The organism is Serratia sp. 2880STDY5682894 (genome assembly GCF_001537385.1).
Lineage (GTDB): Bacteria > Pseudomonadota > Gammaproteobacteria > Enterobacterales > Enterobacteriaceae > Serratia > Serratia nevei.
The window spans coordinates 319,075-328,601 of record NZ_FCJA01000005.1 but is presented as its reverse complement, the minus strand read 5'-3'; the positions used below and the strand labels follow the sequence as shown (position 1 = coordinate 328,601).

Genomic DNA, 9,527 nt, shown 5'->3' with positions numbered 1-9,527 from the left:
CGCCGTCGGCTCTCCTGCCCGGCATCCGCGCGAGTACTCTACACTGCCGGGCGGCAAAAATCTGCGCGCCGCCGGCGAATTACGGCTCTTTATTCAACATCAAATCCAGCTGTTGCAGCAGCACCAGCAGCGGCAGGCTGCTCGGTTCACGATCTTTCAACGCCTCTTCGAAATAAGGCGTGATGGCGAAGCGCGTCGGCAGCGGCGCTTCGGCATCCAGCAACGCATACATGCGCGGCAAGAACACCCACTGCAGCCAGGCTTCGGCCGACATGCTATCGATGCAGAACGGCTCGGTGCTGGAGAAAGCCTCATGATCAGGCGGCGCGGCCTGCCACAGCGCCAGATCGCGCATGGATTGTTCAATCGCCTGCAAACTGCGGCGCACCTGGTTATGTATACTCATCTGCATTCCCGATCTCTTGTCATCATGGTATTCAGCGCGCTGGCTGAAAGGCGGCAAAGCATAGCATTTTTATAGCCCAAATTCGGCGCGCCTGAGACAGCTCACCGTTTTTATCTGGTGGCGTTCGCCGCCGCGCGGCACAATAGGCCCACCGAATTCACCACACAGATAAAGATTCATGTCCGTAATAACAGAGAAAAAAAACCACGCGACGCCCGGTAAGGCCATGCTGGCTTCGGTCACCGGTTATGCCATGGACGGGTTTGACCTCCTGATCCTCGGCTTTATGCTGCCGGCCATCAGCATCGAATTGGGATTAACCTCATCGGCCGCCGGCTCGCTGGTCACCTGGACGCTGATCGGCGCGGTGCTGGGCGGCGTGATTTTCGGCCACCTCAGCGATCGTTTCGGCCGTATCCGGGTGCTCACGATCACCATCCTGATGTTTTCCCTGTTCACCGGCCTGTGTGCCGTGGCGCAAGGGTATTGGGATCTGCTGGCCTATCGCACCCTGGCGGGCATCGGACTGGGCGGCGAATTCGGCATCGGCATGGCGCTGATCGCCGAAGCCTGGCCGGCGGAGAAGCGCAACCGCGCTTCGGCTTACGTCGGCATGGGCTGGCAATTGGGCGTGCTGGCGGCCGCCTTCCTGACGCCGCTGCTGCTGGAACACATCGGCTGGCGCGGCATGTTTTTGGTCGGCCTGCTGCCGGCGCTGGCGTCATTCCTGATCCGCCGTACCCTGGGCGAACCGGAAGCATTCGTGCGGCAGAAAGATGCCGGGCAACCGCTCTCCTTCCTGCAGCGTTTGCGCCTGCTGTTTAAGGATCGCGCCACCAGCAGGGCCAGCATCGGCATCTTCATTCTCTGTTCGGTGCAGAACTTCGGTTACTACGGCCTGATGATCTGGATGCCGACTTACCTGGCGAAAAACTTTGGCTTCTCGCTCACCAAGTCCGGCCTGTGGACGGCGGTGACGGTGGTCGGCATGACGTTCGGCATCTGGCTGTTTGGCATGCTGGCCGACCGCTTCGCCCGCTGGAAGATCTTCGTGCTTTATCAGATCGGTGCCGTGGTGATGGTGATCGGTTACGCCCAGTTGAGCGACCCGACGCTGATGCTGTTCGCCGGCGCCGTGATGGGCATGTTCGTCAACGGCATGATAGGCGGCTACGGCGCGTTGATTTCCGATACCTATCCGGTGCAGGCGCGCGCCACCGCGCAGAACATCCTGTTCAATCTGGGGCGCGGCGTCGGCGGCCTGGGGCCATTGGTGATCGGTGCGCTGGTGACGCAGGTGTCGTTTACCGCGGCCATCAGCCTGCTGGCGGCAATTTACCTGCTGGATATCTACGCCACGCTGTTCCTGCTGCCGAAAAAACAGAGCGCAGGCGATACGCTGGGCGCGATTGGTTAACGCTGAAGAGGGATTAAGGCGGGGCGCACGCGCAGCGGGATAAAACAAAAAGTTGGGGGCACTGCGTTAACAGTGCCCCCGGTTCGTTTTATAGCTATCCCGCTACACAGCGTGCTCCCTGCTCAATCCTTGAAAACTTTTCCTGCGGCCATCCTGACCAAGTGGTCCTTGCATCATCCTGCAGCATCGTCCTGACGCGGTTCCTCAGCCTTCCTGACCCGCCGACAGTCCTGTGCCGGCTCTCAATCTCCGTCCTGGAGGTGTCCCTGGTTTCTATCCTGAAACATCCTGGGCATCTCCTGACACCATCCTTCGCTCTTGCCTGAGCGCATCCCTTTCTTCTTCCTGAAGCTGCATCATCCTGATGCTTTCCTGCTCCGCCGGTTCCGTTCCGGTAACGATAAGATCGCTTAAATTCCCCGGAATCACAAGGGTTTGGGAGGTGTCTCACACTAAATTAAGACTAAGAGTTATCCTAAAGAAATTCTAACCAATTGATCTGGATAACAATAATCTCATAGCCTGGAGAAAGGCGGGAAAAATTAAGAGCGATCTCTCACAGGCCGTGTGAGAGATCTCTCACACGGGCGACGGCGAATCCGTCGCGATTCAGTCCAACACCGGGCGCAGCGCATCGAGGAAATTCCCCAGCGTCGCCGCCAGCAGGGTGCGCTTATCGCTGCCGAATTGTTCCAGCACCACGTTGCCGCTGACGTTGCACAACGACACCATCGTCATCTCGGATTCGGTGGTCGCCAGGAACAGCGTTGGCGACAGCTTGAGACGTTTTTGCGTCACCAGATGGCCGATCAGGTTCTCCTGCAGGCGGATAAAATCCTCTTCGCTCCAGACCTGCAGCAGGCTCAGGCGATGCTCGCCGAACTGCGCGCTCATGTCGCCGGCGTATTGCTGCGTGTAGAAGCGGTGCGCATCCGGCTGCAAACGCAGCTCCAGCGCGGTTTCTACCTTTTCCAGCGTCGCCGTCGGTTCGAAAGGCCGCGGCAACCACAGCACTTCGTCCTCGCGGTTCTCCACGATGCAGGGCGACGGCACGCCGTACAGCGCCTGGCTGGCCGGCGCGTGGCCGCGCTCTTGCTGCCACAACTCGACATAACGTTGAGTGAATTCACGCAGAGCGTGCGATACATCATGGTCCATATTCTTTCTCGCATACGTTAAACTGACGGCCATTGTACCTATCTCTGACCGAGGTGACAGCAGATGTCCTCATATCAAGACCACCAGGCCCTGTCGGGGCTGACGCTGGGCAAACCCACCGCCTACCGCGATCGCTACGACGCCACGCTGCTGCAGGCGGTGCCGCGCAGCATGAACCGCGAGCCGCTGGGCCTGTATCCCGATAATCTGCCCTTCCACGGCGCGGACATCTGGACGCTGTACGAGCTCTCCTGGCTGAACGCCAACGGCTTGCCGCAGGTGGCGGTCGGTGAAATCAGCCTCAACGCCGACAGCCTGAACCTGATCGAATCGAAAAGCTTCAAGCTGTACCTCAACAGCTTCAACCAAACCCCGTTCGCCGATTGGGAAACGGTGCGCAGCACCCTGCAGCGCGATCTGTCCGCCTGCGCCCAGGGCGAAGTCAGCGTCACCCTGTTCAGCATCGAGCAGTTGGAAGGCACGCCGATCGCCCGCCTGGCCGGCGACTGCATCGACCAGCAGGATATCCGCATCGACAATTATGAGTTCAATGCCGACTACCTGCTGAACGCCGCCGGAAAAGAGGTGGTGGAAGAGCGCTTGGTCAGCCACCTGCTGAAGTCCAATTGCCTGATCACCCATCAACCGGACTGGGGCTCGGTGCAGATAAGCTACCGCGGCGGCAAGATCGATCGCGAAGCGCTGCTGCGCTACCTGGTCTCCTTCCGCCACCACAACGAATTCCACGAGCAGTGCGTCGAGCGCATCTTTAACGATCTGATGCGCTATTGCCGGCCGCAAAGCCTGACGGTCTACGCTCGTTATACCCGCCGCGGCGGGCTGGATATCAACCCGTGGCGCAGCAACGTCGAATTCGCCCCCGAGCACGGCCGCCTGGCGCGCCAATAAGTGCGAAACATTGCTCAACAACTGAGCTAACGAGCGGTTTGTGTTGGTAAAAGCACAGGGACGGCGGTAAGGTTAAAACGAGGCTGCGGCCGGGCAGAGCGCCCGCTTCGCCGCAGCACGCCAACCATAACGAGATGCTGTTTTGCTGCGTATGGATTACTACCGCCCCGCACCGGGTGCAAAGGAGTTACCTTGATTACACACATCAGCCCGCTTGGCTCTATGGATTTATTGTCGCAGCTGGAAGTAGACATGCTGAAGCGCACCGCCAGCAGCGACCTGTACCGCCTGTTCCGCAACTGTTCGCTGGCCGTGTTGAACTCCGGCAGCCAAACCGACAACAGCAAGCAGCTGCTGTCGCGCTATGAAACCTTCGACATCAACGTGCTGCGCCGCGAGCGCGGGGTGAAGCTGGAGCTGGTCAATCCGCCGGAAGAGGCGTTCGTCGACGGCCGCATCATCCGCTCGCTGCAGGCCAACCTGTTCGCCGTGCTGCGCGACATCCTGTTCGTGCATGGCCAAATCGCCAGCGCCGGCCGCTTCCAGCACCTGAACCTGGAAAACTCGGCCCACATCACCAACCTGGTGTTCTCGATCCTGCGCAATGCACGCACGCTGCATCTGGATGAAGATCCCAATATGGTGGTGTGCTGGGGCGGCCACTCGATCAACGAAAACGAATACCTGTACGCGCGCAAGGTCGGCAGCCAGCTGGGCCTGCGCGAGCTGAACATCTGCACCGGCTGCGGGCCGGGCGCCATGGAAGCGCCGATGAAAGGCGCGGCGGTCGGTCACGCGCAGCAGCGTTACCGCAACAGCCGCTTCATCGGCATGACCGAGCCGTCGATCATCGCCGCCGAGCCGCCTAACCCGCTGGTCAACGAGCTGGTGATCATGCCGGACATCGAAAAACGCCTGGAAGCCTTCGTGCGTATCGCACACGGCATCATCATCTTCCCGGGCGGCGTCGGCACCGCCGAAGAGCTGCTGTACCTGCTGGGTATCCTGATGAACCCGGAGAACAGCGAACAGGTGCTGCCGCTGATCCTGACCGGGCCGAAAGAGAGCGCCGACTACTTCCGCGTGCTGGACGAGTTCATCATGAACACGCTGGGCGACGAAGCGCGCCGCCATTACACCATCATCATCGACGATCCGGCGGAAGTGGCGCGGCAGATGAAGCAAGCCATGCCGCTGGTGAAGGAAAACCGCCGCAACACCGGCGACGCCTACAGCTTCAACTGGTCGATCCGCATCGCGCCGGATCTGCAGCTGCCGTTCGAGCCGACCCATGAGAACATGGCGAACCTCAATCTGTATCCGAACCAGCCGCCGGAGCAATTGGCCGCCGCGCTGCGCCGCGCGTTCTCCGGCATTGTGGCCGGTAACGTGAAGGAAAATGGCATCCATGCCATCGAGCAGTTCGGCCCGTACAAGCTGCACGGTGAACCGCAGATGATGAAGCAGATGGACAGCCTGCTGCAGGGCTTTGTCGCCCAGCACCGCATGAAGCTGCCGGGCAGCGCCTATGTGCCCTGCTACGAAATCGTAGCCTGACCCTCAATCCCGGGCGGCGTAACAGCCGCCCTGTTTTTTCTGACCTTACCGCCCATGATGATACACCTACTGATTGTCGACGCCCTGAACCTCATCCGCCGCATTCACGCCGTGCAGGGCTCCCCTTGCGTCAACGCCTGCCGCCACGCGCTGCAGCAGCTGATCCAACACAGCCGCCCAACCCATGCAGTGGCGGTCTTCGACGAGGACGATCGCCGCGACAGCTGGCGCCACCAAATTCTGCCGGACTACAAGGCCGGGCGCTCGCCGATGCCGGAAAATCTGCAGCAGGAGATGCCGCAGCTGCGCGAGGCCTTCGCCGAATTGGGCGTCGCCAGCTGGCATTCTCCCGGCAACGAGGCGGACGATCTGGCTGCCACGCTGGCGGCGAAGGTCGCCGGCGGCGGCCACCAGGTGACCATCGTCTCCACCGACAAAGGCTACTGCCAGCTGCTGGCGCCGAACGTGCAGATCCGCGATTACTTCCAGAAACGCTGGCTGGACATGCCCTTCGTGCAGCAAGAATTCGGCGTACAGCCGCAGCAGCTGCCGGACTATTGGGGGCTGGCGGGGATCGGCAGCAGCAAGATCCCCGGCGTGGCCGGCATCGGGCCGAAAACCGCCGTGCTGCTGTTGCAGCAGTCGGGCAGCCTGGATGGGCTCTATCAGCACCTGGAGCAGGTGCCGGAGAAATGGCGCGGCAAGCTGGAGCAACACCGCGAGCTGGCCTACGTCAGCAAACAGGTCGCCACGCTGCGCACCGATCTGTCGCTGGACGGTAACCTGCAGCAGCTGCGCCTGCCGATACAATAAGGGCGCTGCAAGCAGCGCCCTTCATCAGGCTTAACGCGATTAATCGCGCTCGTCGCGCCGGCCCGGCACCGCCGACCACATGCGGCGCACGTGTACGGTGATCTCTTCGCGGTCGTGATACAGCTGCTTGGCGTGCACTTCGACGCTGATGCCGGCGGCGCCCAGCGCTTCGCGGATGCTCGTCAGGTTTTGCGACACTTCCTCATAGCGCTTTTTCATCGGCAGCTTGAGGTTAAAGATCGCTTCGCGGCACCAGCCTTTCACCAGCCACTGAATCATCAGGCTGGTCACCTTCGCCGGTTTCTCCACCATGTCGCACACCAACCAGTAGATCTTGCTGCTGTTCGGCTCGAACTTGAAGCCGTCGGCGCGGTGGTGCGTCACCTGGCCGGTTTCCATCAGGCTCGGCGCCATCGGGCCGTTATCCACCGAATGCACCATCATACTGCGTTTCACCAGCTGATAGGTCCAGCCGCCCGGGCAAGCGCCCAGATCGACCGCGTGCATGCCGCTGGCCAGGCGTTCGTCCCACTCGTCGGCGGGGATGAACACGTGGAACGCTTCTTCCAGCTTCAGCGTCGACCGGCTCGGCGCATCGGCCGGGAAGCGCAGACGCGGAATGCCCATGTAGAACGGCGAGTTGTTGTTGCTGTAGGAGTAACCGACGTAGCAGCAGCCCGGCGCGATGAAGAACACGTGCACCACCGGGCGAGTCGGGTTCTCGCGCGCCATCAGCACCTTCTGCTCGCGCATCGCGCCGCGCAGCGGCACCGTCAGCTTGCGGCAGAACTTCATCAGCTCTTTGCTTTCGTTGGTGTCCGGCACTTCCACCCGCAGCTCGCCGCCGCGATCCACCACGCCGATCAGCATGCCGACGATCGGCGATACCCGATCTTCCGGCGGCAGATCGCGCAGCAGCTCACCCACCACGATCATCTGGCGGGCGAAAATCAGTTCGCGGAACGGAATTTCCCGCGCCAGGCGGTCGGCATCGTCCGGCTGATAGCATTCGAACAGCACGTAACCGCTGTGCTCTTTTACCCGCGCAAAGCCGTAAATCTCCAGTTGGGCGGCTTTGTCGGTGATCTCCGCCGCACACTCTTTTTCAAAGCCGGGACGGCAGTACAACGCAATCTTATTCATGGCGCTCGGCCTTTTTCCTCAGACGCAAAGCGCCAATCAACATCAATATCCAGCCGATCAGGAAGCACACGCCGCCAACCGGCGTGATATAAACCCAGACCTTCAGGTGCGACAGCGCCAGGCAATAGAGGCTGCCGCTGAACAACACGGTGCCGAACGCCAACAGCGCTCCGCTCCAGTAAAACCACAGGCTCACGCGGCGCTGCATCGCGACCGCCAGCGCCAGGATGGCCAGGGTGTGGAATCCCTGATATTCCAGCCCGGTGCGGATCCAGGCCATTTCGTTGGCGCCGAGCGTACCGCTTAACACATGCGCGCCGAATGCGCCCAACGCGACAAACACAAAGCCGCTGATAGCGGCGAAAACCAGCATGGAACGGCTGCTCATCGTGATCTATCCCATTAAAAATCACCGGCCGCGGCAAGGCGGCGGCCGGCCTTATTGTTCGTAGCGGAAGCGGAACTTCTCTTGTTCGCTGGCGGCACGCGCCAGGATCCACTGCCGGAAGGCGGCTATTTTACCCAGTTCTGCCTGGCTGTCATGACATACCAGATAAAAAGCGTTTTTACTGACCAGCACATCGTTGAACGGGCACACCAGGCGACCGGCTTCAATCTCGGTTTGCGCCATCACGTTGTTCACCAGCGCCACGCCCTGGCCGTGTACCGCCGCCTGCACCACCATGGCGCTGTGGCTGAAGATAGGCCCCTGCTGCACGTTGATGTGCTGCAACCCCAGTTGGCGCGTATAGGCTAGCCAGTCGCGGCGCGAAACGTCGTGCAGCAGCGTATGATAAGCCAGATCCTCGGCGGTTTTCAGCGGATGATCGCCGGTCAGCAGGCTAGGCGAACACACCGGCAGCAGATATTCCGCATACAGGCGCTCGGCACGCAGCCCCGGCCAGTTGCCACGGCCGTAGAAAATCGCCACGTCAACGTCGTCCGCCAGCTTGTCTTCTTCGCGGTCCACCGCCTGGATGCGCACGTCGATCCCCGGATAAGCTGAGTTAAAGCCGGACAGGCGCGGCACCAGCCACTGAATGGCGAAGCTCGGCGGCAGACTGACGGTCAATGCCCCCTTGGCGCTGCGCGCCTGCAGCTTGCGCGTCGCCTCGTTGATCGAAGAGAAGATCTCCTTGATATCAAGGTAGTAACTTTGCCCCTCTTCGGTCAGCAGCAGCGAGCGGTTGCGCCGGCGAAACAGCTTCAGCCCGAGGAAGTCCTCCAGCGACTTGATCTGGTGGCTCACCGCGGCCTGGGTCACGAACAGCTCTTCCGCCGCCTTGGTGAAACTCAGGTGGCGAGCGGCCGCATCGAACACGCGCAGCGCATTGAGGGGAGGTAAGCGTTTAGACATTAAATTAGCTACTTTTGTGTAACATTAATCCGAATGATTCGGTGCCGAAAATCGGGCGGCTTTGCGTGGCAAGCCATCGGTAAACGCTAACGGCGTATTGCCATTAGTTTTTTTAATCCGAGCCATTATAATTTGTCCGTTGAGGATGCGCCAGCAAATACCTATAGTGGCGGCACTTCCCGGGCCGGAACGAAAAGGGAGTGGGTGTCGAGGACGCCGATGAACTTTTGGCTTGTGGTTGTGATGTTGTGTTTGCAAATTGTCCGGCGATTCCGGACATGGTAGCTAGGCTACTGTTTTTTCACTTCCTGTACATTTACCCTGTCTGTCCATAGTGATTTTATGCAGCACCGCAAAACTTGCGGTGCTTTTTTTTGCCTGACGGTTACTGGTTGCTTTCAACCATCTCTTTCACATCGGCGCGGTTGATCTGCTGCTCGACGCCGTTGGCGTCTTTATAGCTGATCATGCCGGTGTCGTTGTCCACTTTAGGCTTGCCGTCAGCGACAATGGTGCGTCCGTCATTGGTATGCATCACGTAGTTGCTGGAACAGGCGGCCAGGGTGAACGTAAGCATCAGAGCAGAGAGAACTGCGGCTGTTTTCTTCATTGAGGACTCCTTTGTAGTTTTAAATGCTGGTAAATACCTTTTATCTGTATAGATGCGATTAATTAGCGCACATTTAATAGCATAACAAACTTTCCCAATTTTGCCAGGCGATAAGTCCTAATAGGCAGGATCGCTTGTCTCCGGCGGCAAAATAGGA

Annotated in this window: 10 protein-coding genes; 4 read left to right on the top strand and 6 right to left on the bottom strand. The window is 60.0% G+C overall.

Annotated elements, in window-relative coordinates; genetic code table 11:
* Positions 1–79 precede the first annotated feature (79 nt).
* Positions 80–406 carry a YqcC family protein gene (locus AWX27_RS14125; RefSeq protein WP_033638567.1) on the bottom strand — a complete coding sequence of 109 codons (327 nt, stop codon included), beginning with the start codon at positions 404–406 and terminating at the stop codon, positions 80–82.
* A gap of 178 nt (positions 407–584) precedes the next feature.
* Here AWX27_RS14125 and AWX27_RS14120 point away from each other — a divergent pair, with 178 nt between their 5' ends.
* Complete coding sequence (locus AWX27_RS14120) at positions 585–1,823, top strand: MFS transporter (protein ID WP_060423053.1); 1,239 nt, start codon at positions 585–587, stop codon at positions 1,821–1,823.
* A 609-nt stretch (positions 1,824–2,432) separates the two neighbouring features.
* Here AWX27_RS14120 and syd read toward each other — a convergent pair.
* Positions 2,433–2,981: a SecY-interacting protein gene (gene syd, locus AWX27_RS14115; RefSeq protein ID WP_060423049.1), complete on the bottom strand. Its 549-nt coding sequence runs from the start codon at positions 2,979–2,981 to the stop codon at positions 2,433–2,435.
* Positions 2,982–3,044: 63 nt separating this feature from the next.
* Here syd and queF point away from each other — a divergent pair, with 63 nt between their 5' ends.
* The 3 genes from queF to xni all read left to right on the top strand — a co-directional run bounded on the left by queF (position 3,045) and on the right by xni (position 6,260).
* Positions 3,045–3,890: an NADPH-dependent 7-cyano-7-deazaguanine reductase QueF gene (gene queF / locus AWX27_RS14110; RefSeq protein ID WP_060423045.1), complete on the top strand. Its 846-nt coding sequence runs from the start codon at positions 3,045–3,047 to the stop codon at positions 3,888–3,890.
* A 192-nt stretch (positions 3,891–4,082) separates the two neighbouring features.
* Positions 4,083–5,447 carry a nucleotide 5'-monophosphate nucleosidase PpnN gene (ppnN, locus tag AWX27_RS14105; RefSeq protein WP_038878760.1) on the top strand — a complete coding sequence of 455 codons (1,365 nt, stop codon included), beginning with the start codon at positions 4,083–4,085 and terminating at the stop codon, positions 5,445–5,447.
* Positions 5,448–5,501: 54 nt separating this feature from the next.
* Positions 5,502–6,260, top strand: a complete 759-nt coding sequence (gene xni, locus AWX27_RS14100) for a flap endonuclease Xni (protein ID WP_038878759.1) — start codon at positions 5,502–5,504, stop codon at positions 6,258–6,260.
* Positions 6,261–6,299: 39 nt separating this feature from the next.
* Here xni and rlmM read toward each other — a convergent pair whose 3' ends face one another.
* The 4 genes from rlmM to AWX27_RS14080 all read right to left on the bottom strand — a co-directional run bounded on the left by rlmM (position 6,300) and on the right by AWX27_RS14080 (position 9,370).
* Complete coding sequence (gene rlmM / locus AWX27_RS14095; protein WP_047729979.1) at positions 6,300–7,403, bottom strand: 23S rRNA (cytidine(2498)-2'-O)-methyltransferase RlmM; 1,104 nt, start codon at positions 7,401–7,403, stop codon at positions 6,300–6,302.
* On the bottom strand, positions 7,396–7,791 hold the full coding sequence (locus AWX27_RS14090) for a DUF423 domain-containing protein (RefSeq protein ID WP_004931896.1): 396 nt from the start codon (positions 7,789–7,791) through the stop codon (positions 7,396–7,398). The genes rlmM and AWX27_RS14090 overlap by 8 nt, the downstream gene beginning before the upstream one ends.
* 51 nt (positions 7,792–7,842) lie before the next feature.
* The gene (locus tag AWX27_RS14085) at positions 7,843–8,760 is read right to left on the bottom strand and encodes a transcriptional regulator GcvA (protein ID WP_025304049.1); all 918 of its coding nucleotides are present in this window, start codon (positions 8,758–8,760) and stop codon (positions 7,843–7,845) included.
* Between the two features lie 385 nt (positions 8,761–9,145).
* On the bottom strand, positions 9,146–9,370 hold the full coding sequence (locus AWX27_RS14080) for a YgdI/YgdR family lipoprotein (protein WP_025304050.1): 225 nt from the start codon (positions 9,368–9,370) through the stop codon (positions 9,146–9,148).
* Between the last annotated feature and the right edge of the window lie 157 nt (positions 9,371–9,527).